The organism is Alteriqipengyuania sp., from assembly GCF_964222115.1.
In the GTDB taxonomy this organism is placed as follows: domain Bacteria; phylum Pseudomonadota; class Alphaproteobacteria; order Sphingomonadales; family Sphingomonadaceae; genus Alteriqipengyuania.
Window position 1 is genome coordinate 21,079 of sequence record NZ_CAXQBM010000014.1, and the last position, 21,581, is coordinate 42,659.

General features: G+C 64.0%; 24 protein-coding genes. 12 read left to right on the top strand and 12 right to left on the bottom strand.

Annotation, left to right across the window (positions count from 1 at the left end):
• The first annotated feature begins 58 nt into the window (after nucleotides 1-58).
• Entirely contained in the window at nucleotides 59-382 is a 324-nt protein-coding gene (locus tag ACEQXE_RS02055) for a hypothetical protein (protein ID WP_370177222.1), read from the top strand.
• A gap of 50 nt (nucleotides 383-432) precedes the next feature.
• Nucleotides 433-1,329 (top strand): CoA ester lyase, encoded by an 897-nt coding sequence (locus tag ACEQXE_RS02060; RefSeq protein WP_370177223.1) that lies wholly within the window; start codon nucleotides 433-435, stop codon nucleotides 1,327-1,329.
• A gap of 118 nt (nucleotides 1,330-1,447) precedes the next feature.
• On the opposite strand, the gene ACEQXE_RS02065 is transcribed toward ACEQXE_RS02060, so the two are convergent.
• Complete coding sequence (locus ACEQXE_RS02065; RefSeq protein ID WP_370177224.1) at nucleotides 1,448-2,239, bottom strand: enoyl-CoA hydratase-related protein; 792 nt, start codon at nucleotides 2,237-2,239, stop codon at nucleotides 1,448-1,450.
• 130 nt (nucleotides 2,240-2,369) lie between these two features.
• Between ACEQXE_RS02065 and ACEQXE_RS02070 the strand changes: the two genes are divergently transcribed.
• Nucleotides 2,370-3,152, top strand: a complete 783-nt coding sequence (locus ACEQXE_RS02070; RefSeq protein WP_370177225.1) for a tyrosine-protein phosphatase — start codon at nucleotides 2,370-2,372, stop codon at nucleotides 3,150-3,152.
• A 64-nt stretch (nucleotides 3,153-3,216) separates the two neighbouring features.
• Nucleotides 3,217-4,194 carry a thioredoxin-disulfide reductase gene (gene trxB, locus ACEQXE_RS02075; protein WP_370177226.1) on the top strand — a complete coding sequence of 326 codons (978 nt, stop codon included), beginning with the start codon at nucleotides 3,217-3,219 and terminating at the stop codon, nucleotides 4,192-4,194.
• 4 nt (nucleotides 4,195-4,198) lie between these two features.
• Here the strand turns inward: trxB and ACEQXE_RS02080 are convergent, their stop codons facing one another.
• Genes ACEQXE_RS02080 through ACEQXE_RS02100 form a run of 5 tightly spaced genes read right to left on the bottom strand, consistent with a single transcriptional unit; the run spans nucleotide 4,199 to nucleotide 7,970 of the window.
• Complete coding sequence (locus ACEQXE_RS02080; RefSeq protein ID WP_370177227.1) at nucleotides 4,199-4,633, bottom strand: MAPEG family protein; 435 nt, start codon at nucleotides 4,631-4,633, stop codon at nucleotides 4,199-4,201.
• On the bottom strand, nucleotides 4,630-5,067 hold the full coding sequence (locus tag ACEQXE_RS02085; protein WP_370177228.1) for an MAPEG family protein: 438 nt from the start codon (nucleotides 5,065-5,067) through the stop codon (nucleotides 4,630-4,632). Before ACEQXE_RS02085 ends, ACEQXE_RS02080 begins: the two co-directional genes overlap by 4 nt.
• Before the next feature lie 58 nt (nucleotides 5,068-5,125).
• Nucleotides 5,126-5,749: a class I SAM-dependent methyltransferase gene (locus ACEQXE_RS02090; protein WP_370177229.1), complete on the bottom strand. Its 624-nt coding sequence runs from the start codon at nucleotides 5,747-5,749 to the stop codon at nucleotides 5,126-5,128.
• A gap of 41 nt (nucleotides 5,750-5,790) precedes the next feature.
• The gene (locus ACEQXE_RS02095) at nucleotides 5,791-7,005 is read right to left on the bottom strand and encodes a DUF3419 family protein (RefSeq protein ID WP_370177230.1); all 1,215 of its coding nucleotides are present in this window, start codon (nucleotides 7,003-7,005) and stop codon (nucleotides 5,791-5,793) included.
• 11 nt (nucleotides 7,006-7,016) lie between these two features.
• Nucleotides 7,017-7,970, bottom strand: coding sequence for a threonine/serine dehydratase (locus tag ACEQXE_RS02100; RefSeq protein WP_370177231.1), 954 nt, complete (start codon nucleotides 7,968-7,970; stop codon nucleotides 7,017-7,019).
• A gap of 235 nt (nucleotides 7,971-8,205) precedes the next feature.
• Between ACEQXE_RS02100 and ACEQXE_RS02105 the strand changes: the two genes are divergently transcribed.
• Both ACEQXE_RS02105 and ACEQXE_RS02110 read left to right on the top strand, forming a co-directional pair.
• Nucleotides 8,206-9,417, top strand: a complete 1,212-nt coding sequence (locus ACEQXE_RS02105; RefSeq protein WP_370177232.1) for a saccharopine dehydrogenase family protein — start codon at nucleotides 8,206-8,208, stop codon at nucleotides 9,415-9,417.
• A 58-nt stretch (nucleotides 9,418-9,475) separates the two neighbouring features.
• Nucleotides 9,476-9,862, top strand: coding sequence for a GxxExxY protein (locus tag ACEQXE_RS02110; RefSeq protein ID WP_370177233.1), 387 nt, complete (start codon nucleotides 9,476-9,478; stop codon nucleotides 9,860-9,862).
• A gap of 73 nt (nucleotides 9,863-9,935) precedes the next feature.
• Here the strand turns inward: ACEQXE_RS02110 and ACEQXE_RS02115 are convergent, their stop codons facing one another.
• Nucleotides 9,936-11,345 carry a serine hydrolase domain-containing protein gene (locus ACEQXE_RS02115; protein ID WP_370177234.1) on the bottom strand — a complete coding sequence of 470 codons (1,410 nt, stop codon included), beginning with the start codon at nucleotides 11,343-11,345 and terminating at the stop codon, nucleotides 9,936-9,938.
• 138 nt (nucleotides 11,346-11,483) lie between these two features.
• Between ACEQXE_RS02115 and ACEQXE_RS02120 the strand changes: the two genes are divergently transcribed.
• The 3 genes from ACEQXE_RS02120 (at nucleotide 11,484) to ACEQXE_RS02130 (ending at nucleotide 14,613) form a co-directional block, all read left to right on the top strand.
• The gene (locus tag ACEQXE_RS02120; RefSeq protein WP_370177235.1) at nucleotides 11,484-12,656 is read left to right on the top strand and encodes a carboxynorspermidine decarboxylase; all 1,173 of its coding nucleotides are present in this window, start codon (nucleotides 11,484-11,486) and stop codon (nucleotides 12,654-12,656) included.
• A gap of 32 nt (nucleotides 12,657-12,688) precedes the next feature.
• On the top strand, nucleotides 12,689-13,201 hold the full coding sequence (locus tag ACEQXE_RS02125) for a hypothetical protein (RefSeq protein WP_370177236.1): 513 nt from the start codon (nucleotides 12,689-12,691) through the stop codon (nucleotides 13,199-13,201).
• A 209-nt stretch (nucleotides 13,202-13,410) separates the two neighbouring features.
• On the top strand, nucleotides 13,411-14,613 hold the full coding sequence (locus ACEQXE_RS02130; RefSeq protein WP_370177237.1) for a type III PLP-dependent enzyme: 1,203 nt from the start codon (nucleotides 13,411-13,413) through the stop codon (nucleotides 14,611-14,613).
• Here the strand turns inward: ACEQXE_RS02130 and ACEQXE_RS02135 are convergent.
• On the bottom strand, nucleotides 14,610-15,452 hold the full coding sequence (locus ACEQXE_RS02135) for a LytTR family DNA-binding domain-containing protein (RefSeq protein ID WP_370182805.1): 843 nt from the start codon (nucleotides 15,450-15,452) through the stop codon (nucleotides 14,610-14,612). The genes ACEQXE_RS02130 and ACEQXE_RS02135 overlap by 4 nt on opposite strands.
• Before the next feature lie 20 nt (nucleotides 15,453-15,472).
• Here ACEQXE_RS02135 and ACEQXE_RS02140 point away from each other — a divergent pair, with 20 nt between their 5' ends.
• Complete coding sequence (locus ACEQXE_RS02140; protein WP_370177239.1) at nucleotides 15,473-16,066, top strand: hypothetical protein; 594 nt, start codon at nucleotides 15,473-15,475, stop codon at nucleotides 16,064-16,066.
• Between the two features lie 28 nt (nucleotides 16,067-16,094).
• Here the strand turns inward: ACEQXE_RS02140 and ACEQXE_RS02145 are convergent, their stop codons facing one another.
• The 4 genes from ACEQXE_RS02145 to murI form a co-directional block, all read right to left on the bottom strand.
• Nucleotides 16,095-17,312 (bottom strand): cell wall hydrolase, encoded by a 1,218-nt coding sequence (locus ACEQXE_RS02145; protein ID WP_370177240.1) that lies wholly within the window; start codon nucleotides 17,310-17,312, stop codon nucleotides 16,095-16,097.
• A gap of 46 nt (nucleotides 17,313-17,358) precedes the next feature.
• Nucleotides 17,359-17,637 (bottom strand): YdeI/OmpD-associated family protein, encoded by a 279-nt coding sequence (locus ACEQXE_RS02150; protein ID WP_370177241.1) that lies wholly within the window; start codon nucleotides 17,635-17,637, stop codon nucleotides 17,359-17,361.
• Entirely contained in the window at nucleotides 17,637-18,863 is a 1,227-nt protein-coding gene (gene hemA, locus ACEQXE_RS02155; RefSeq protein WP_370177254.1) for a 5-aminolevulinate synthase, read from the bottom strand. Before hemA ends, ACEQXE_RS02150 begins: the two co-directional genes overlap by 1 nt.
• 70 nt (nucleotides 18,864-18,933) lie before the next feature.
• Nucleotides 18,934-19,728, bottom strand: a complete 795-nt coding sequence (gene murI, locus ACEQXE_RS02160; protein ID WP_370177242.1) for a glutamate racemase — start codon at nucleotides 19,726-19,728, stop codon at nucleotides 18,934-18,936.
• A 96-nt stretch (nucleotides 19,729-19,824) separates the two neighbouring features.
• Here murI and plsY point away from each other — a divergent pair, with 96 nt between their 5' ends.
• Both plsY and dprA read left to right on the top strand, forming a co-directional pair.
• On the top strand, nucleotides 19,825-20,451 hold the full coding sequence (gene plsY, locus ACEQXE_RS02165) for a glycerol-3-phosphate 1-O-acyltransferase PlsY (RefSeq protein ID WP_370177243.1): 627 nt from the start codon (nucleotides 19,825-19,827) through the stop codon (nucleotides 20,449-20,451).
• Complete coding sequence (dprA, locus tag ACEQXE_RS02170; RefSeq protein WP_370177244.1) at nucleotides 20,448-21,545, top strand: DNA-processing protein DprA; 1,098 nt, start codon at nucleotides 20,448-20,450, stop codon at nucleotides 21,543-21,545. Before plsY ends, dprA begins: the two co-directional genes overlap by 4 nt.
• Nucleotides 21,546-21,581: the final 36 nt, after the last annotated feature.

The following is a 21,581-nucleotide window of genomic DNA, read 5'->3' on the forward strand; positions in this document are numbered from 1 at the left end:
TTCGCTTGCAACGTTTCCTCCGCGCGATCCCTGGCCGATCGCGAAGGGGGATAGGAACATGTTCAGGAAGCTGGCTTACGCGATCGGTTTCACCGCATTCGTCGCCAGTCCGGCATCAGCGCAGCAAGCCCAGCGGGCGATACTGGTGCAGGTGAGCAACGGAGTCGAGAGCGGCTACTTCGAAGATCGTGATGCCGCACGCCGGGAACTGGCGGAAAGGGTCGAGATGGCGGCACGGATGGCATGCGCCGATTCATGGACTCCGCGCGACACCATCTATGAATCGATTGATTACCAGGTCGACTGGTCCGCGCAGGATCGCGCGCACCCGCAGCGGCGAAAGGCCATTGCCCGCAATATCAGCGTACAGTGCCGCCTCTAGCCCGCTTCATGCACTGGTGAGCGGGCGAAGGGCACGCTAGGGCTGGTGACATGACCAGTTCCTTGCCTCAATCCGATATTCGCCCGTGGGCTGCGCGGTCCCTGCTGTTCGTGCCGGGAGACAGCCCTCGCAAGCTGGAAAAGGCATTGGGTGGCGACGCGGACCTCATCATCCTCGACCTTGAAGATTCCGTTGCCGAGAGCGCCAAGCCGGAGGCGCGCGTGCATGTGGCCGAAGCGCTGGAGAAGAGTGAGCGTGGCAAGCCGTTATGGGTTCGCGTCAATCCACTCGATACGCCGCATACGCTGACCGATCTGGTTGCCATCGTGAAGCATCGGCCAGACGGGATCATGCTGCCCAAGGCAACGCCGGATGAGGCGGTCTTGCTGGGCCATTACCTCACTGCGCTGGAGGCCGCGGCAGGGATCGAGCGCGAGTCGATCCGCATGATCGTGGTCGCGACCGAGACCGCGCCCGCTCTGTTCCGGCTGGGCGATTATGCGGGCATGCCCCGGCTCGATGCGCTGACATGGGGCGCGGAAGACCTTGCTGCGGCGTTCGGCGCATCGGCCAACCGCGACGCCCATGGCCAGCTGCTCGAGCCCTTCGCACTCGCCCGAACGCTCTGCCTGGCGGGTGCGCATGCGGCAGGGATCGCTCCGATCGAGACGATCGATCCCAATTTCCGCGATGCCGAGAGGATGGCGAAGGTGCCGGCAGACGCGCGCAAAGTGGGCTTTCGCGGGATGATGGCGATCCACCCGGCACAGGTCGGGCCGATCAATCGCGCTTTCACTCCATCCGATGAAGAGCTGGAACGTGCACGCAGGATCGTCGCGCTGTTCGAGGCGAATCCCGATACAGGCGCGCTGCAACTGGATGGCGAGATGGTCGATATCCCGCACCTGAAACAGGCGCGGAGTTTAATTGCCCGGTCGGGAAATTGATTTAATTCCGTTCGTGCTGAGCTTGTCGAAGCACTGCATTTCTTTTGAAATCCGCGCCCGAAAAAAGTGCAGCCCTTCGACAGGCTCAGGGCGAACGGATCGCTCCGAATGGCTTGTGCTACTTTCCTTTGAACTGCGCCTCGCGCTTGCCGAGGAACGCCGTCACGCCTTCGATAAAGTCCTCGCTATTGCCCGCGACTCGCTGCGCTTCGGCCTCGGCATTCATTGCGTCTGACAGGCTGCTCGACTGCGCATTGCGCACCAGCCTGCGGATCAGGCCCATTGCCACGGTTGGGCCATTTGCCAGCCGCTCTGCGAGAGCCCGCGCCTCGTCCAACACTGCGTCGTCCTCTACGCAGCGGTTGACCATGCCGAGTTCGTAGGCGCGCTCTGCCGGGATGCGCTCGCCTAGCAGCATCGCTTCCATCGCCGCTGGAATGCCCGCCGACTTGGGCAGCACCCAGGTTGCGCCGCCATCGGGGACGAGCCCGATATTGACGAAAGCCTGCAAAAAGTAGGCGGACTTGCCCGCCACGATCAGGTCGCCCGACAGCGCCAGCGTGCAGCCGATCCCCGCTGCCGCGCCATTCACTGCCGTCACAACGGGTATGTCGAGCCCAGCCAGCGCGTGCATCAGCGGGTTATAATGATGCTGCAGAGACCGACGCGAGGCATCGCCCGGCTTGCCACCATCGAAGCCGCGACCGCTGAGGTCCGCGCCAGAACTGAACCCGCGGCCTTCGCCGGTGATGATGAGGGCCCGGGCGCCCATTCCGGGCAAGGCATCGAACAGGGCCGTGATCTCCGCAGCCATATCCGTGCTCATCGCATTCATCTTTTCGGGCTTGTTCAGTGTCAGGGTGACGACGCCCCCCGTCTGGTCGACACGGATGGTGTTGTAATCGGCCATGGCGCTCGGTTCCTCATTCCCAATTCGTTGGCGCTTGGTTCGGGCATGAAGATGGATTTGGCAAGAGTTTCGGTTTGAAATGGATCGTCGCCTGTTGCGCCATCGAGGGCTGCCTGCCACCTGATCCGGCATGGCCGAATCCTCCCCCACCTTCCTCGCCACAGAAGGCATCCACAATTTTCGCGACTACGGCGGTTATCCGACGCAAGGCGGGGGCAGGGTGGTCACCGGCCTGCTCTACCGCTCGGGCCAGCATGTCGAGGCGAGCGAGGCGGACCTTGCGACCTTTGCCGATCTCGGCATCCGCACCGTGGTCGACCTGCGCGGCAATGGCGAGCGGGAGCGTCATCCTTGTCGTCGCCCCGATCTGTGGGACGGCGAGGTCGTGTTCTACGATGGCGAAACGAGCTCGCGCCCCCCGCACGAGCCGGAGGCAAGGTTCGACCTGACCGCCGAGTCGGCGCGTGAGCGGATGCTGGGGGTGTATACGCGGATGCCGCAGAACGCGGCAATGCAGACGATCTTCGGGCAGTACCTGCATGCGCTTGCCTCGCGTGAAGGCGCCAGCCTGGTCCATTGCTTTGCGGGCAAGGATCGCACAGGCATCGCCGCCGCGCTGCTGCACCATATCCTGGGAGTGTCGCGGGCGGACATGCTCGCCGAGTTCCTGCGCACGAATGATGCGCCGACTTACGAAATCCTCGAGCGCCAATCGCTGCCGGGGATCGAAGCGCGGCTGGGGCCGCTGCCTCGCGATGCCGTGGCCGAACTGATGGAGGTGCGCGAGGCGTATTTCGATCGCTTCATGGAAGTGGTCGATGCCGAGTGGGGCTCGCTCGATAGCTTCTTAGAGCAAGCGATTGGTGTGGATGACCGGTTGAGAGACGCCCTAAGCGAGCGGTTCGTGACGTGACTCTTCGGGGGGCGATCCCCATATTCACAGGCTAATACTTCAGACGGACAGGAGACGCGCGCACATGGCGACGCACCGCACCAAGATGCTCATCATCGGTTCTGGCCCCGCGGGCTACAGCGCGGCCATCTACGGTGCGCGTGCCATGCTGGAGCCGGTCATGGTCCAGGGCCTGCAACCCGGCGGCCAGCTGACCATCACCACCGATGTCGAGAATTACCCCGGCTTCGCCGACGTGATCCAGGGCCCGTGGCTGATGGAGCAGATGCGCGCGCAGGCGGAGCATGTCGGCACCAAGATGCACTGGGATACGATCGTCGAGATCGATTTGAAGTCCGGTCCTCCGTTCCGCGCCGTGGGCGATTCTGGCGACGAGTATATCGGCGATTGCGTGGTGATCGCGACCGGCGCTTCGGCCAAGTGGCTGGGTGTGCCCGGCGAGCAGGAGCTGGGCGGCAAGGGCGTGTCGGCCTGCGCGACGTGCGACGGGTTCTTCTACCGCGGCAAGAAGGTCGCAGTAATCGGCGGCGGCAACACCGCGGTGGAGGAAGCGCTGTACCTCACCAACCATTCGGACGACGTCACGCTGATCCACCGCCGTGACGAACTGCGCAGCGAGAAGATCCTGCAGGAACGCCTGTTCGCTTCGGACAAGATCACGCCCATGTGGAACAAGACGGTCGAGCGATTCGAGGCGGGCGAGAACGGGGCCCTGCATCACCTCGTCCTTAGGGATACGCAAACCGGCGAGGAATCAACGCTGGAGGTGGACGGGGCTTTCGTCGCGATCGGTCATGCTCCGGCGACGGAGCTGTTCACCGGCCAGCTGCCGATGGACGAAAGCGGCTACCTGCTGGTCGAACCGGGCACCCCGAAGACCGAAATTCCCGGCGTGTTCGCGTGCGGCGACGTGATGGACCACACCTATCGGCAGGCGGTCACCGCAGCGGGAACGGGCTGCATGGCGGCACTCGATGCAGAGCGGTTCCTTGCGACACTCGACTACGCAAAGGACATGCCCGCGGTCGAAGCGGCGGAGTGATCGCCTAGGCGAACACCCGCACCGCCGCGACTACGATCAGCGCCATCAGCACCACGCTGGACAGGGCGAACAGTACGAAGCGGACCATCACCTTGTTCGCGGTCACCTGTACCAGCGTGTGGATCACGCGCAGGCCGGTATAGATCCAGGCGAGCAGGGCCGGAATGCCATCGCCCGCGCCGATAATCGCGAGTACGATGGCGACTGCGTAGAACACGGTCGGGGCCTCGTGCAGGTGGTTGTAGTTATGCGCCTTCCACTGCACCCGTGCCGGCAGGAGCTGGTCCAGATCCTTGCCTGTGCCACCGGTGAGGTGCGCAACGTCGATATCCTTACTGGCCTGCATGGCCGGAATACGCGTCGCGTACATCCATACCCAGACGATCATCGTCCAGATCATCAGCGCGACGGCGGGTTGCAGGATGTCCATTCCGATCATGCGGGTGCTCCCAGAGTTGCGACAAGTGCGTGGACCGCCAGCATGGCGAGCACGACGGTGGAGACGAGGAAGATCAGGAGGCGTACCGTAACGATGTTCACGGTTGCCTGCCAGATCGAGTGGACAATGCGCAGGCCCACGTAGATCCACGCGAGCAGCACATCGACAGGGCTTGCACCCATCAGTGCGAGGATCACGACCACGGCATAGAAAAGCGTGGGCTGCTCCATCAGATGCGCGTAATTGTGCGATTTCCAGTTGATCCGGTCAGGCAGGACGCCTTCGAGATCCTGGCCGCGTCCGCCGGGCTTGGCATTTTTGAGACCACCGGGGGCCTTTGCAATCGCCGGAAGCCGGGTTGCCGCCATCCAGATCAGCATGACCAGCGACCAGGCGACGAGCACCGCGGCTGGAGCGAGCATTTGTGCCTGCATTGATTCCTCTCCCTGAAATCAGTTTTCTATCAAAACGTACGGTCGGAGGCTCGCACCGTCAATCGCCCTGCTCACCCTCGCGGTAGAGACGCTCGAGCCGGTAATAGCCGCCCATGCCATCGCGCCCGTCGCGCCGCCAGCCGGGCAGGGCGCCCAGCTCGGTCGCGACCTCGGGCAGGTTCAGGCGTGGTGCGACATGGAACCGTTTCAACCACCACCTGAGGATGCGCGCACCGAGCGTTTCGCGCGCGCTGTAGCTGCCGAAGTCCACGACATGCAGCGATCCGCCCGGTGCCACCAATGTCGCGGCATGACGCATCGCTTTCTCCCAGTCCGGAATCATCGAGACCGAGTAGGACAGGATTACCCGATCGAATGTCGGGCGGCCCAGCATTGCGCGCGCATCGAAGTTACGCGCATCGCCAGGGGCAAGGATGGCTCTGGTGCCCAGCTTGCCCGCCGCGCTTTTCAGCATTTCGGCCGAGATATCGATCCCGAACAGCCGTGTGCCGGGGTAGGCGCGCTGTATCTTGGCGAGGTTGCGCCCCGTACCGCATGCGATTTCCAGCACTGCATCGTCAGGCTGGCAATCGAGCCCGCGGATTAACTCGTCACGCCCGAATAGGTAGTATTTGCGCGTGATGTCGTAGATGTACTTCTGGCCCCGATAGATTGAATCCATCAGGGCCGCGTGGTCGCGCACTTGTCCGGGTTCGCCCCCCATTACGCCAGCTCGTACAGGTGGACGCCGCCATAGATCGAGCTGCGATCGCGCTGCGTCAGGTCCTTCGACAGATCGTCGTGATAGGTCCACTGGCCCAGGATCTCGTTCGGCACACGCCCTGGCAGCAGGCTGGGCTCGGCGGCAGTGCGGAACAGCACACGGGCACCCTTGCGGGCTGTGCGCGTGACCTCGCGCCACAGGTTGGTCAGCTGGTGGTCGTCCATCCAGTCTTGCGCATCGAGGAAGACATAGCGATCGAGGCTCATCGCAGGCTGGGCGGAGAGGAACTCGGCGAGATTGGCGCGCTGCACGCTCAGCTTGGCAACTCGCTCGCGCAGGTCTGCGTAATTCTCGCGTTGCAGGTAGGGCGGCAGAGACGCGCTCTCTTCCTTGGAATAGCCGCGGTTGAACGCCTGCCACGCGAAGTAGTTGTCCTTCACGTCGAAATCGCAGGCCAGTTTCTCCAGCCGCTTGCGCAGAACCTCGGCCATTTTCTCGTCGCCCGCCAGTGCGTCGTACTGCGCAGGGGGAATGCCGAGGCCGAACAGCGATGCAGGCTGGTTGGTGACCCAGCGGACGAACTTCTTGTCGAACACCGGGGCCAACTCGCTTTCGAAGATGGCCCGCTGTTCTTCCACCGTCGGCGCTTCCAGCACCTTGCGCAGGTCCACGCCGTAAAGCTTGGCGAACAGATGCGCCATGCCGATGAAGTTGCCCAGCAGCCCCTGCTTGTAGATACCTCGCTGGAACTGGGTGATCCGGCGACGGCCACGAATGTCGCGCCCCTCCCAGTACTTGCGGCTTTCGTCGTCGAGCAGTGGGGCGATCCGATCCTTGTAGATCGCCACGTTCTCCTTGTAGTCGGAATGCGCGAAAAAGCGGCGGAACAGGTCGTAATTGGGCAGGGCGTTGATCGCCGCGATCTTCAGGCGACCCAGCGCGATATGCGCGCGGTTGAGGTCGACTGCCGTAATCGCGGCCGGGTTGGCGGTGAGGTAGCTCAGCGCGTTGCAGCTGCCGCTGGCAATGCACAGCACGCGGCTGTCCTCGTCGATCTGGAGCCCTTCCATGTCGACCACGGGGTCTTCCCAGATCTGCGCATAGACCAGGCCGCGAAATGCGGTGGCGAATGCCTTGTCGAGAAGCGTGTCCTTCAGGCCGGAGCTCTTGCGGACCACCGATCGGTCGATGATGTGGGTTTCGCCTTGCGGCATGGGGTACTCCGTTATCGGCTCGGGGCGATCGTGGCGGCGAATGCGGCGGGGTCCGTATTGCGACCGGTTACCATGATCGTGGTATCGTCGGGCAGCGCTACCTTACCCGCGAGGGCCGCTGCAAGGGCCGCCGCACCGCCGGGTTCGGTGACAAGGCCCAGCTTGGCAAAGGCAAAGCGCTGCGCGGCCTGTACTTCCTCGTCGGTGACGGCGACGCCGGGATCGGAACGACCCAGCAGGACGTCGAGGTTGATTTGCTTCGTTGCTGGCGGCTGGAGCGCGTCGCAGATCGTGCGCGGCGCATCGGGCGCGGCGGGAACGATGTGGCCTGCCAGCAGCGCCTGCCCGACCAAATCCCATCCAACGGGCTCGACGGGGACCACCGCGCTTTGCGGGCAGGCGAGGGAGAGCCCTGCCGTCAGCCCGCCGCCGCCACAGCAGGCGAGGATCAGCGGAGGCTGCTTGCCCAGCTGCTCGGCAATCTCGATTCCCGCGCTGCCTTGCCCTTCGATCACCCAAGGATCGGCAAAAGCGTGGACGAGTACCGCGCCGCCGCGCGCTTCGATCTCGCGCGCGGCAACTTCGTCGCGATCTTCGCCGGGCCGATCGTAGAGCACGATGTCCGCGCCCAGCGCCTTGGTCGCCTCCAGCTTCACCTTGGGAGCATCGCGGGGCATCACGATAGCGGCCTCGATGCCGAGCTTCCTTGCCGCCCATGCAACACCCTGCGCGTGGTTGCCGCTGGAGACCGCGACCACGCCTCGTTTGCGCTCGTCGTCGCCAAGGTTGGAGAGTCGCCACCAGCCGCCGCGGATCTTGAACGCGCCGATGGGTTGCAGGCTCTCCGCCTTTACCCAGCAACGTACTCCGTCGATTTCGACCGGCAACAGCGGCGTTGGAGGCAGGATTTGCGCGATGCTGGCGGCTGCGTTGCGTACGCCGTCTGCGGTAGGTTCCCGGTTCATTGCCAAGTCTCCCTGACACACCTGACACAGTGTCTTAAGGTGGAAAAACCGGCCCGATTATCCGCGCGTATCGACGGGCCGTGAAGGGTGCGTGCGCGGATGCTCATGGAGCCCCGATAGTCGTTCTGCACCCGATTAGGAAAGCGCAGATTGGCCCTGACGATTTCGGATCGTTTGGAGCCCCGCCATCGTTTGGCTAAAGGCGCGCCCAAGGATTCGAATTCGGAGAACAAGCATGGCGAAGGTACTGGTGATCGGGGCAGGGGGCGTCAGCTCGGTCTGCGTCCACAAGATGGCGATGAATGCAGAGATTTTCAGCGATATCCATCTCGCCAGCCGCACCAAATCGAAATGCGATGCGATTGCCGCTTCGGTGAAGGATCGCACAGGAGTCGATATCTCGACCTACGAGATCGACGCCGAAGAAGTGCCCGCGATGGTCAACCTGATCCGCAAGATCGAGCCCAAGCTGGTGGTCAATCTCGCGCTTCCCTACCAGGATCTTCCCATCATGGATGCGTGCCTCGAAGCGGGCGTGGATTACCTCGATACCGCGAATTACGAGCCCAAGGACGAAGCCAAGTTCGAATACCACTGGCAGTGGGCCTATCACGACCGGTTCAAGGACGCCGGGCTGACCGCGCTGCTCGGCTCCGGCTTCGATCCGGGCGTGACCAGCGTGTTCACGATGTGGCTCAAGAAGCACAAGCTGAAGACGATCCGCCAGCTGGATATTCTGGACTGCAACGGGGGCGACCACGGGCAGGCCTTCGCGACCAATTTCAACCCTGAGATCAACATTCGCGAAGTGACCGCACCCGCGCGCCACTGGGAAGGCGGCGAGTTCGTCGAGACCCCGGCGATGGGCAAGAAGGTCGCATTCGACTTCGAGGAAGTCGGCGAAAAGAACATGTACATGATGTATCACGAGGAGCTGGAAAGCCTCGCGAAGTTCGTGCCCGAGCTGGAGCGCGCGCGCTTCTGGATGACCTTCGGCGATGAGTACATCAAGCACCTGACCGTGCTGCAGAATGTCGGCATGACCAGCATCGAGCCGGTGAAATACCAGGGCCGCGAGATCATCCCGCTGCAGTTCCTCGCCGCCGTTTTGCCCAAGCCGGAAACCTTGGGCGAGACGACCAAGGGCAAGACCAATATCGGCGTGATCGCGACGGGCGAGGCGCTGGATGGCAGCGGCGAGAAGACGTTCTATATCAACAATATCTGCTCGCACGAAGCCGCCTACGAGGAAACCGGCAACCAGGCGGTATCCTACACCACCGGCGTGCCCGCGATGATCGGCAGCGCGATGATGGTGCAGGGCACCTGGGACGGAGACGGGGTGTTCAACATGGAGCAGTTCGATCCCGACCCCTTCATGGAGATGCTGAACCAGCACGGCCTGCCGTGGAACGTGAAGGAGCTGGACGGCCCGGTGGGGTTCTAGGCTTCGGTTTCTCGCAGAGGCGCAGAGGACAGAGAGACAGGGAGAAGGGGGGAGGGCGGTGGAGATCGATGAGATATCCGGGATGGTGGTCGATGAGTGTATCGCGATACACCGCGAGCTCGGTCCCGGGCTGTTCGAGAATGTCTACGAAGTGATTCTTGCGGGTCAGCTCGAGAGGCGCGGATTGCGCGTCAAACGCCAAGTGGCCGTTCCCATCGAGTTCGACGGCCACGCCTTCGTCGCGGCATTCAGGATAGACATTCTCGTCGCGGGTCGGCTCATCCTCGAAGTAAAGGCGGTGGAGCGTCTTAACCAGACGCATGTTCGCCAGTTGGTCACCTATCTTCGGCTGATGAAACAGCCCGTAGGGCTTCTACTCAATTTCTCTCGCGCCACGATGAAGGACGGCATCCGCCGCGTGGCGAACGACTACAATTCGGGATAGTTTCTCCCCGTCTCTCTTTCCTCTGCGCCTCTGCGAGAAACTTCTGCCTGGGTCTCGACCGGGTCAAGTCGCCTCATTCTCGCGCCGACCGACTACTATAGGCGATTCCCAACCTCGCCACCGCCCACACCACACCCAGCACCGCCGTTGCCTGCAGCAGCAGCGCCATGTCCGGCTGGTAGAGCCGCAGGGTCGAGAGCGAGACCCCGAACAGCGCGGGGATCATCGACACGCAGACCCATCCCACCGCCGCCATCGCGAATAGCGGCAACCACAGGCTGAACTGGCCGCCCCTGCTGGTCCGCTTGGCGCGCAGCGCGTCGCGCTTCACCCAGGCCCAGGCGATCGCCAGCAGGAGCACGACCGGCGCCAACGCCATCAGGAGGAAATTGACGATCCGCATGCCGCGCCCGGTATCGCCCAGTGGTGGCTGGCCCAGGGCCAAGGCGACCGTGCCGTATCGCAGCTGAACCGTCTCCGCGAAGCCCATCCCGCTGCCGCCATTGGTCAGCACGACCACGCCGCGCTTTTTGCTCGGGATCATCGCCGCGATCGTCTCGAACCCGGGGCTCAGCCCGGTGTGATAGGCGCTCTGTTCCTCGCCATTCAGCATCCAGCCGAGGCCATAGCCCGGCGATGCGTCGCTGGCCGGCTCCAGCATTTGCGCCTTGCCCGCCGCGCTCAGGAGATCGTCCTCTCCATTCAGCATCATGCGCAGGTAGCGGCCGATATCCCCGGCAGTGGAGACGATCCCGCCTTGCGGTGCCGAGCCAAGCCCGGGCCTTTCGGCATCCACTGCGCGCATCGATCCGAACCAGGGCACGTGGCCTTGCGCAAGCGGGCCTTCCTTGCCGCTCCCCGAAACGTAGCTGTGCTCCATGCCGAGCGGCTCGAAGATGTTGCTGGCGATGTATTCGGCGTACCGCGCACCGCTCGCGGCCTCGATCACCCGGCCCAGGATCAGGTAGTTTGCGTTGGAATAGTCCCAGCGTGTGCCGGGCAGGTAATCCGGCGTCTGCTGTGCATACCAGGCGGTGCGGCGTGCGATCGCATCGCTGCCCGTCTCGCTCTCCTCGGGCGCGCTGTTACCCTGCAGGGTCGAAAAACCGCTGGTGTGGCTGAGCAACTGCCTGATCGTGATGTCGCCCGCCGGCCGTTCCTCGAACAGCGGGAGATAGCGGGATACCGGCGCATCGAGCTCGACCTTGCCCGCTTCGACGAGCTGCATGATCGCCAAGGCGGTGAAGCTCTTGGAAATCGACCCGATCAGGAAACGCGTTTCGTCCGTTACCGGGGCATCCGTTCCCTTTGCGACGACGCCGTGCGCGCCGGTGGTAAGATTTCCTCCATCCACGACCGCCCATGCGAGGCCGGGGAGGGCAGACTTACGCATCTCGTCATTGACGAAATCGTCCAGTTCTTGCGCGCTTGCTGGCGCCAAGATTGCCGCCAGTGCCAGAAATATCGCCGATATGCGGAGCATTCTCCGTCCCCCTCGGTTATGTGCGAACCCGATCCCTTAACGCTCATATAGCACTCATCGCCGCGCCAGTCACAATTCGTCGACCGACGCATGACCTGACACGATGACAGCTGCGCCCAGATTCCCTATCTGGCGGCCATGGAAACAAAAGCCGGTGATCCGGGCGCCTTCGCCCAATTCGATCTTTCTCGCGTCGATACGCCCGCCTTCGTGGTGGACGCGGCGAAGCTGCGCGCCAATTGCCAGATCCTCGCGGAAATCCGCGACGAGGCGGATATCAAGATGCTGAGCGCGCTGAAGGCGTTCAGCATGTGGAGCACCGCGCCGATCATCGGCGAATATCTGGATGGGGTGTGCACGTCCGGCCTGTGGGAGGCGCGCCTCGCCAGCGAGTTCTACGATGGCGAGATCAGCACCTATTGCGCGGCCTACAAGCCTGATGAGCTGGAGGAAGTCGCGCGGCTATCCGACCACGTGATTTTCAACTCGCCCGGCCAGATGAGCCGCGCCGCGCTGATACTGGAACAGGCGCGTGCCAGCGGCGGCGCATTCGACGTGGGTTTGCGGATCAACCCGCAAGTACCGACCGGCGAGGTGCCGCGCTACGACCCGTCCTCGCCCGGCAGCCGCCTCGGCTTCCCGCTCGACCAGCTGACCGAGGAGCACATGGAGGGCGTGGAGGGCATTCACTTTCACAACCTGTGCGAACAGGGGTTCGAGCCGCTGCACCAGACGTGGGACCGGGTGTTCGACGCGATCGAGCCGTTCTTCGGCCAGCTCAAGTGGATCAACATGGGTGGCGGGCACCACATCACGCGGGCCGACTACGCTCGCGAGGAGCTGATCGAGTTCCTGCGCGACGCGAAGGAGGATACGGGCGCGGAAATCTATCTCGAGCCGGGCGAGGCGGTGGCACTGGATGCGGGGATCCTGGTGGGCACGATCCTCGACACGGGAGAGAACGTCGGGCCGCTCGCGATCCTCGATATCTCGGCCACGTGCCACATGCCCGACGTGATCGAAGCGCCGTACCGGCCCGCGATGCTGGGCGAGCAGGTTGGCGGCGAGCCGGTGCGCCTTGGCGGCCCGTCCTGCCTGGCAGGCGACGTGATCGGCGAATATTCGCTGCCTGTGCCAAACGAGCCCGGACAGCGGATCGCCTTCCTCGACCAGGCGCATTATTCGATGGTCAAGACCAACACCTTCAATGGCGTCCCGCTGCCCTCGATCTGGTTGTGGGACAGCGACAGCGATACGCTCGATTGCGTCAAACGCTTCGGGTACGAGGAGTTTCGCAACCGGCTGAGCTGACCGGCCGGACCGTTCGGGGGAGGACCGATCCGATGAAGCACCTGACCATTCTTGCTGCGGCGGCTCTGGCGCTGGGCGCAAACGCCACCGCATCGGCGCAAGCCCCCGGCCAAAAGCAGGTGCAGTTGATCGACACGCTGACCTTGCCGGAGTTGCACAGCTTTTTGGAAGCCGCCGACTATCGCGTGCTCGCCGTAGTCGAGGAAACGAAGCTGCTTCGCATTCAGGGCGGCGAAGATCCCGCCTTCTATGTCCAGCTGGAACAATGCGATCGCGAACCGGGTAATCGATGCGCGGCCATCGTGATCCTGCGCCCGGACGGTGAACTCGTCGCGCCTCCAGAATCGGTCCTGATGGATGCCAATCGGGGATTTTCCGGCATCAAGATCGTGACATTGGGGCCGGAAAAGAACGTGTTCTATAGGCGCTATGTCAGGCTCGAAGGCGGGGTCACCCCACGCTACCTTTTGAGGCAACTCGTTGCCTTCGAGGTGCAGTACAAGAACGTCGCGCAGCACCTGAGGGAACGCGCTGCAGCAGAATGATCCGGGCATAGTGAGCCGTTTCACCGCCCGGTTGCAGACCATTTCGGAACTCATCGGCCTGACAGCGTTGAATCACCAAACCGCTGTATGCACGAATTCTCTTGCAATGCTGCGCGAAGGCTCTAGATGCGCGCTTCCGCTGCCCCAAGGGGACTCTTACCGCAAGGCAGCCCTTGTCTGAAACCTAACCGTTTTGGGGGTCCCTTGAATTGGCCACTTATCCTGACGCTCGATCTGTAGTCGCGGCTTTCGCGCCGGACGAACCGGTCATCCTGAACCGCCCGCACGCTGCGGCGCGCGCTGCGCGTTTCTTCGCGGATAGCTTTCGCGGACGCTCGCTCTATGCGGTCAAGGCCAACCCTTCGCCCGACCTGATCCGCATCCTGTGGGATAACGGGATCACGCATTACGATGTCGCCTCGATCGTCGAGACGCGGCTGGTGCGCAGCGTGCTTCCGCAGGCCGAACTGTGCTTCATGCACCCGGTCAAGCCGAAGAGCGCGATTGCCGAGGCCTACCACCAGCACGGCTGCCGCACCTTCAGCCTCGATAGTGAGGAAGAGCTGGCGAAGATCGTCGATGCGTGCCGCGGTCCCGACGGGACTCCGGCGAAGGACCTGAAGCTGCTGGTGCGCCTGCGCGTCTCCAGCGAATTTTCCGAACTCTCGCTCGCGAGCAAGTTCGGCGCCGACCTGACCGAAGCGCCCTTGCTGCTGCAGCAGACCCGCCAGCATTGCGACTGGCTGGGCGTGTGCTTCCATGTCGGCAGCCAGGCAATGACCCCGTTCGCCTATGTGCAGGCGATGGAGCGTGCGCGTGCGGCCATCGTCGCGTCGTCCGTTGTCATCGACATCATCGACGTGGGTGGGGGCTTCCCGAGCATCTACCCGGGCATGGAGCCGCCGCCGCTCGAAGATTATTTCGACGTGATCTTCCGCGCCTCGGAATCGCTGCCGATTTCCTATTCGGCAGAATTATGGTGCGAACCCGGCCGGGCGCTGTGCGCGGAGTATTCCTCGCTCCTCGCGCGGGTGGAAAAGCGCCGCGGGGCAGAGCTGTTCATCAACGACGGTGCCTACGGCGCGCTGTACGATGCGGCCCACCTGGGGTGGAACTTCCCGGTCCGCGCGCTCGACCACGAAGAGCATGCCCCTGCCGAGGATTTCGCGCTCTATGGCCCGACCTGCGACGATGCGGACTACATGGAAGGGCCCTTCGCGCTTCCCGCCGACATCAAGGCTGGCGACTATATCGAAGTCGGCATGCTGGGCGCCTATGGCGCAGCGATGAAGACCGATTTCAACGGTTTCGGCGCGACGCAGCAGGTGGTGGTCGAAGACGACCCGATGCTGAGCCTCTACGATGGCCGCCGTGTCCGCCCGGAGACGGACAACGTGGTGAACCTGCGCTAGTCGACAAGGCGGTTGCGGCTGAGCCAGCCGCGCCGCTGCGCTTCCTCACGATATGTTGCGCTGACGCGCAAAGCCGCGCCGGAAGGCATGATCAGTTCCCAGCCGCGCCCCGCGCGCCGTGAAGCCGTAACCGCCTTATCGGAACACCAGTGACTGCGATGGATCCGGGTCCCTGCTGCCGGGTCGAGCAACTCCACGATGTCGACAAGGCGCGCATGGATCAGCCGTTCGCTGCCGCCGGCAAGGTAAAGCCTGCAATAATGATCTTCGGATGACACGGCGAGGATATCGGCTTGCGCCACGCCTTCCTTCTGCAACAGGGTGGGGGCTGCCTCGCGGGCGTCGCGCCATGGCCGCAGTACGACGAGAATTACGAGCAATACTGCCACGCCGATGACCGCAACGTTTAACAGGACCGGCGCGATTGCGAACATCGGTCCGATCCCGACCAGCCAGAATGCTGCGGCGATTTCCAGCGGGATGAACAACCCCAGCAAGGGCGTGCCGATCAGCGCCGCACGCCAGTAGTCGCGCGGCTGCTTTACTTGCCAGCGAAGCCAGCCGAGCCACTTGATCGCCTCCATACCCATCAGGATCAGCCAGAAGGCAAGCCGCTGTCCGAATGGAAGCTCGCCCGTATTGAAAGCACCTGCGACCGTACCGATCAGCGCACCCCCGAAAGAGATTACGGGCAGCAACGGCATGCCCGGTCCGTTCGCCAGCCAGTTCGCGAAGCCACGCGCGCGGTTCACGAAACCGTGCTTGCGAAGCGTACGATCTGCGATGAATCTGGTGGTGATCAGGCGCATGGGCAGGATCGTGCCACATGTGGGAACCATGACAAGAGGGAGAGACGGGAATGTTCAGGCCGAAACAATGGATTGTCGGCGCCATGATGTGGGGTGCGCTGCTCACCACAGTTCCGATCGCATCGAGCGTATCGGCGCAGATGCCCGATCTGGAGGCGATGCAGGCCGAGCAGCAGGCCGCAATGGAGCGCTTCGCTTTCATGGATGGGGAATGGCGCGGAACGGCCATCTCGACCGGTCAGATGGGCGAGGTCGAACTGACCCAGACCGAGCGTGTGGGCACGATGGCCGGAGGGGTCGCGCGGATCATCGAGGGGCGCGGCTACGGCGCGGATGGCAGCCTCGAATTCAATGCGGTCGCCATGATCACCTATGATGCTACGGCCGACGAATATGTGATGACCTCGACCGCACGCGGGATGACTGCAAGGCCGTGGTTCAAGGTGACCGAGGACGGTTTTCACTGGGGGGTCGAGAGTGGCCCGATGACTTTCACTTATGAAGCTGTCGTGCAGAACGGCACGTGGGTGGAAATCGGCTACATGCAGTTTGGTGACCAGCCCCGCACCAAGTTCCTCGAAATGAACCTGCAGCGGATTGGCGACACCTCATGGCCCGCCGACGGGGCTGTCGGGCCCGAATAGGCCTGCATCAAGGTAATGGCCTGCCGGGTCAGGGCCGCGCATTCGGCAGGCAGCGCCCCCCGGCAGCATCGGCGAACAGGCGGCAATCGAAATAGATCGCTTCCGGGTTACCGCTGCGCGCGGGCAAATAGCTGAAGCGCAGCTGGCGTCGTGCCTCGCCCGACAGCGGCAGTTCGGTGGGGATCGCGCCCGCGTCGCTCCAGCCATAGACCTGGCAGAATCGCGTGCCGGGGCACAACGTGCGTGCGCGCTCTATGATCGCAGCCGGATCGTCGGCCGCACTCACGAGCACGAAATGCGCGCCCGGACCCGGTGAGGACGGTGCGGAGCCGGGCTGGGGGGCTGGAGTCGCGGAGGATGTGTCCGTGACCCCGGCGGTTTGCGCGGTGATGCTGCGCACGGCCTTGCTGTCGCCGACGAGGCTGGGGAGCAGGTCGGCTGGGCGATCCACCTCCTGCGCCGTGGTGCGCAGTGCCATCGGATCGGGCTCCCCCCCGCGATAGCGCACGGACATCGCCTTGCCGGTGCCCCAGAACCCCCGCCAGCGGAAGAACAGGTGCGGGCCGACCACGGCGATCTTGTCCAGCTGGTCGCTCCACCAGGGGAACACGTAATTCGCATGGTAATGGGTGGCGTCGCCCACCAGGGGCTCGACCCGGCCACCCAGCGCTTCGTCCGCGCGCTCGCGCGCGAGCCGCCATTGCGCATCGGGGTAGGTCCGGGCGAGCGATCCGTCGCAGGTGAAACTGAACTGGCATCCGGTCGGGCGATGCGATCCCTGGAAGACCACGCCGCACACGGTGTTGGCGAAGGCAGGATGCCGCGCCCGGTTGAGGATCACCTGCATGACGGCACGCTGGTCGACAGCGCCATAGCCTGCCTCCGCCATGGCCGCGAGGGCAAGGCAATCGCGTGCGCGTGCGCGATCGGCGCTGTTGCCCGCGAAGGCGAAGGGTGACGCGGCGCCGGGCCCACCTTCGACGATCTCGACGGCGGCATTGCGCGCTACCGCATCTGTGGGGTCAAGCTCGGATTGGAGAAGGCCCTCTTCCTCGCCACTGGCCGGGAGCCTTTCAGCGGTTAATGGCGTGTCGAGCGGCGTATCCGGTGCCTCTACCGGCTGCTGTGGTTCTCGTGCGCCAGCGACCGCCAGCGTGGCGAAGGCCAGCACCAGAATCGCAAGCACGCCGTACAGCGGCATGTTCTCGCGGAACCGGGGTGAATGCAGGAACTCCATTTCGCTCATTTAGAGCGACGCAGACGCAATTCCATCGCAGATTGATCGGCGTGCGTTACGCGTCGACAAACTTGCGGGCGGACTCACGCCGGTGCGGGCATCCGGGCCAGCAGCAAGGGCGCGTTTTCCCGTCCAGAACTTCTTCGTGCAGCCGCGCGCGGCGTTTCTCTCGCGTAGCTTCCTGCTTGGCGGAGATCGTCCAGCAGATCCACTCGTTGCGGCCAAGCTCGGTCAGCGCGTCCCACTTTGCGGAAAGTGCCTCGTCGCCATCGAGCATGGCCTGCAGTTCGGGCGGGGTGTCGTGCCGGAAATCGGGGTCGGCAGTATCCGCCATCAGGCCGCCTGCCGCAGCTCCAGTTCCAGCTCGGTCCGTTCCCAGATCTCGACCAGCGCGCTCACCAGTTCGCGCATCATCTCTTCGGTGTGCGCAGGGCCGGGGGTGAAGCGCAAGCGCTCCGTTCCGCGCAGCACGGTCGGGAAATTGATCGGCTGCACATACATGCCGTATTCGGCCAGCAGGATGTCGCTGATCCGCTTGGCCTTCACCGGGTCGCCGACCATCAGCGGCACGATATGCGTGGTGGAGTCCATCACGGGCAGGCCCGCGTTGGCCATGATCTGCTTGAGCAGCGCGGCAGAGGCCTGCTGCGCGTCGCGCTCCTCGCTCGATGCCTTGAGGTGCTTCACCGCTGCGAGCACGCCCGCGACCAGCACCGGCGAAAGCGAGGTGGTGAAGATGAAGCCGGGCGCATAGCTGCGGATGCAATCGACGATCCGCTTGTCCGCCGCAATGTAGCCACCCATCACGCCGAAGGCCTTGCCCAGCGTGCCTTCGAGGATGTCGATCCGGTGCGCCGCCTCGTCACGCTCCGAAATGCCGCCACCGCGCGCGCCGTACATGCCGACCGCATGGACCTCGTCGCAATAGGTCAGCGCGTTATACTTGTCGGCCAGGTCGCAGATCGCGTGCAGCGGCGCGACGTCGCCATCCATCGAATAGACGCTTTCGAAGGCGATCAGCTTGGGCGTTTCGGGGTCCTCCGCCGCCAGCAGTTCTTCGAGATGTTCGAGGTCGTTATGGCGGAACACACGCTTGGCGCAGCCCGAATTACGGATCCCTGCGATCATGCTCGCGTGGTTGAGCGCGTCCGAGAAGATCACGCAACCGGGCAGCAGCTTGGCGAGGGTGGAGAGCGTCGCGTCGTTCGACACATAGCCGCTGGTGAAGATCAGCGCAGCTTCCTTGCCGTGCAGGTCCGCCAGCTCGGCTTCCAGCTCGATATGGTAGTGCGTGTTGCCGCCAATATTGCGCGTGCCGCCAGAGCCCGCGCCGACATCGTGCAGCGCCTCTTCCATCGCCTCGACCACCTTGGGGTGCTGGCCCATCGCGAGGTAATCGTTGGAGCACCACACGGTGATCGGCTTGGGGCCGTTATGCCCGTGGAAGCAGCGCGCATTAGGGTAGGCGCCCTTGTTGCGCAGGATATCGATGAAGACGCGGTAGCGGCCTTCCTCGTGTAGGCGATCAATCGCCTGGTCGAATATGCGGTCGTAGGTGATCACGATGGCGCCCGTTTAGGCTGCAAAAACCGCAGTTTCCAGCGCGATCTTTGCGAATGGATCGCAACTTCTAGAAGCGAGACAGTTGCTTGAGCCCATATCGGGCAAGGGTGGCCGAAAGCGCTTCGAGACTGGCGATGGGTCCCGTCGCGATGGCGTAATCGTCTTGCGTTCGCTCCATCGCCTGCCCCTGCGTCAGGTGCGCGATCCTGCGCGCGATCCCCTGCGCCCCATCGACCAGCTGGACCCGCGCGCCGAACACCTCGCGCAACTCGTCCGCCAGCAGCGGGAAGTGTGTGCAGGCGAGCACCAGCGTATCGAGATTGCGCGCATCGGGGTGATCACGCAGCCCGGCAACCGCCTGTGTGAGAGCGCCTGCGCGCAGGCTTTCACCGCGCAGCTTCGCCTCCGCCAAAGGCACCAGCGCATCGGCGGCGTGGCGAATCAGTCGCTTGTCGCTGGCAAATTCGGCTTCAAGCCGGTCGACATAGGGCTGGCGCACGGTCGCGCCGGTCCCCAGCAATCCGATCGTGCCGCTGCTGGTGGTCAGTGCGGCAGGCTTGATCGCAGGGACTGTGCCGACAATCGGGATTTCGAGCACCTCGCGGACCATGCCCAGCGCAATCGTGCTGGCGGTGTTGCAGGCGATGCAGATGAGGCGCGGCTGGTAGCGTTCGGCCATCCGGCCCAGCAGGCCGCACACGCGCGCGGCGACCTCCGCCTCGCTCTTGGTGCCGTAGGGCAGGCCTGCAAAATCGGCGGCATAGATCACCGGGGCTTGCGGAAGGCTCTTGCGTACCTCGGCAAGGATGGTCAGCCCGCCAACGCCGGAATCGAAGATCAAGATGGGGGCGGAATCGCGCAAATCTATCAAACCCGTTCGCCCCGAGCTTGTCGAAGGGCTGTTTTTCTTTATCGCGAGGGTTCGCTAAAAGAAGTGCAATGCTTCGACAAGCTCAGCATGAACGGGGTTATTGATTTGGAACTGCTATTCGCAGGATTGCTAGCCTTCGCACTGGGATCGATCCCCTTCGGCCTGCTGCTGACGCGCGCTGCAGGGCTGGGCGATATCCGCAGCATCGGCAGCGGCAGCATCGGCGCGACGAACGTGCTGCGTACCGGTAACAAGAAGTTGGCAGCGGCGACCGTGCTGCTCGACGCCGCCAAGGGTGCGCTGCCGGTAATCGTCGTCGGGATGGTCTTCGCGCTCGACGGGAGCGGGCAGGAGCGTACGCTGGCGCAAGGTATCGCTGCCGTCGCGGCCGTGGCCGGGCACTGCTGGACGCCGTGGCTGCGCTTCAAGGGGGGCAAGGGCTTCGCGACCGCTGCCGGGGCGCTGCTCGCACTGGCATGGCCGGTGATGCTGGTATGCGCCGCGATCTGGGCAGCGACGCTCTGGCTCAGCCGCATATCCTCGGTCTCTTCGATGACAACTGTGTTGCTGGCGCCGCTCGTCGCCTGGGCAATGGGCTATCCGCAGGTGATCTGGCCGCTGGTCGCGATTGCCGCCATCGTGCTCGTCCAGCACCGGGCCAATATCGGGCGGCTGATGCGCGGCGAGGAACCCAAGGTCGGCGAGAAAAAGTGAGCCAATTGTCCCAGGCAGAAGCGTTTGCGCGCATCCGCCTGCTGCGGTCCCCCCGGATCGGCCCTGTCACCTTCGCGCAGCTGCTGGCGCGCTATGGCAGCGGGGAGGCGGCGGTCGAGGCACTGCCCAACCTCGCCAGGGCAGGCGGCGGGCATCACCAGTTGGCGAAGGAAGACGCGGTCCGGCGCGAAGTCGACGCGGTGAAGCGTCACGGTGCGCGCTACCTGTTCCACGACCAGCCGGATTACCCGCAGGCGCTTGCGGAGTGCGAGGGTGCGCCGCCGGTCATCACCTATCGCGGGGACCTGTTGCTGGCCAGCAAGCCCGTGGTCGCGATGGTCGGTGCGCGCAATGCCAGCGCGGCGGCAGTGAAGATCGCGCGCGAGTTCGCACAGGCGCTATCGGCAGAGGGCTTTGTCGTGGCTTCGGGCCTTGCCCGCGGGATCGACGGAGCGGCGCACGAGGGCGCTCTCCCGAAAACCATTGGCGTCATCGCGAGCGGTATCGAGATTGCCTACCCGCCGCAGCACGCCGATTTGCAGGAGCGGATTGCGAGCGAAGGCCTGCTGATTGCGGAGCAGCCTCCCGGCACAGAGCCGCGCGGCAGTCACTTCCCCAGCCGCAACCGGATCATTGCGGGCCTCGCGCTCGGCACGCTGGTGGTGGAAGCGGCGGTCAAGTCCGGCAGCCTCATCACCGCGCGGCTGGCGGGCGAATATGGGCGCGAGGTCATGGCGATCCCCGGCAGTCCGCTCGACGCGCGCAGCCACGGGTGCAACCACCTCATCCGTGAAGGTGCGGTACTGGTGCAGGAGCCCGCCGACGTGGTCGAGTTGCTCAGTTCGTTCGATGGCGCACCGCGTTCGACATTCCGCGAGCCGGTGAGTGCCTACGATGCTGCGCCCGAGGACCTGGCCGAGGCTGAACCTGCCGACATTGCCAGCCTGCTCACCAGTGCCCCGGTTCCAGTGGACGAGCTGATCCGCCAGTCCGGCGCACCCGCCGCGGCGGTGCAGCTGGCACTACTGGAGCTGGAAATCGCCGGACGGCTGGCGAGGCATGCCGGTGGGAAGGTCAGCCTTTCCAACGGCTGATCTGCGATCTAGGCTCGTGACCGGGAATACAGGGGG

Coding starts and splice junctions, on each gene's coding strand:
- ACEQXE_RS02055 (WP_370177222.1), top strand. CDS start 59: ATGTTCAGGAAGCTGGCTTACGCGATCGGTTTCACCGCATTCGTCGCC.
- ACEQXE_RS02060 (WP_370177223.1), top strand. CDS start 433: ATGACCAGTTCCTTGCCTCAATCCGATATTCGCCCGTGGGCTGCGCGG.
- ACEQXE_RS02065 (WP_370177224.1), bottom strand. CDS start 2,239: ATGGCCGATTACAACACCATCCGTGTCGACCAGACGGGGGGCGTCGTC.
- ACEQXE_RS02070 (WP_370177225.1), top strand. CDS start 2,370: ATGGCCGAATCCTCCCCCACCTTCCTCGCCACAGAAGGCATCCACAAT.
- trxB (WP_370177226.1), top strand. CDS start 3,217: ATGGCGACGCACCGCACCAAGATGCTCATCATCGGTTCTGGCCCCGCG.
- ACEQXE_RS02080 (WP_370177227.1), bottom strand. CDS start 4,633: ATGATCGGAATGGACATCCTGCAACCCGCCGTCGCGCTGATGATCTGG.
- ACEQXE_RS02085 (WP_370177228.1), bottom strand. CDS start 5,067: ATGCAGGCACAAATGCTCGCTCCAGCCGCGGTGCTCGTCGCCTGGTCG.
- ACEQXE_RS02090 (WP_370177229.1), bottom strand. CDS start 5,749: ATGGATTCAATCTATCGGGGCCAGAAGTACATCTACGACATCACGCGC.
- ACEQXE_RS02095 (WP_370177230.1), bottom strand. CDS start 7,005: ATGCCGCAAGGCGAAACCCACATCATCGACCGATCGGTGGTCCGCAAG.
- ACEQXE_RS02100 (WP_370177231.1), bottom strand. CDS start 7,970: ATGAACCGGGAACCTACCGCAGACGGCGTACGCAACGCAGCCGCCAGC.
- ACEQXE_RS02105 (WP_370177232.1), top strand. CDS start 8,206: ATGGCGAAGGTACTGGTGATCGGGGCAGGGGGCGTCAGCTCGGTCTGC.
- ACEQXE_RS02115 (WP_370177234.1), bottom strand. CDS start 11,345: ATGCTCCGCATATCGGCGATATTTCTGGCACTGGCGGCAATCTTGGCG.
- ACEQXE_RS02120 (WP_370177235.1), top strand. CDS start 11,484: ATGGAAACAAAAGCCGGTGATCCGGGCGCCTTCGCCCAATTCGATCTT.
- ACEQXE_RS02125 (WP_370177236.1), top strand. CDS start 12,689: ATGAAGCACCTGACCATTCTTGCTGCGGCGGCTCTGGCGCTGGGCGCA.
- ACEQXE_RS02135 (WP_370182805.1), bottom strand. CDS start 15,452: ATGGTTCCCACATGTGGCACGATCCTGCCCATGCGCCTGATCACCACC.
- ACEQXE_RS02140 (WP_370177239.1), top strand. CDS start 15,473: ATGTTCAGGCCGAAACAATGGATTGTCGGCGCCATGATGTGGGGTGCG.
- ACEQXE_RS02145 (WP_370177240.1), bottom strand. CDS start 17,312: ATGAGCGAAATGGAGTTCCTGCATTCACCCCGGTTCCGCGAGAACATG.
- ACEQXE_RS02150 (WP_370177241.1), bottom strand. CDS start 17,637: ATGGCGGATACTGCCGACCCCGATTTCCGGCACGACACCCCGCCCGAA.
- plsY (WP_370177243.1), top strand. CDS start 19,825: ATGAACGGGGTTATTGATTTGGAACTGCTATTCGCAGGATTGCTAGCC.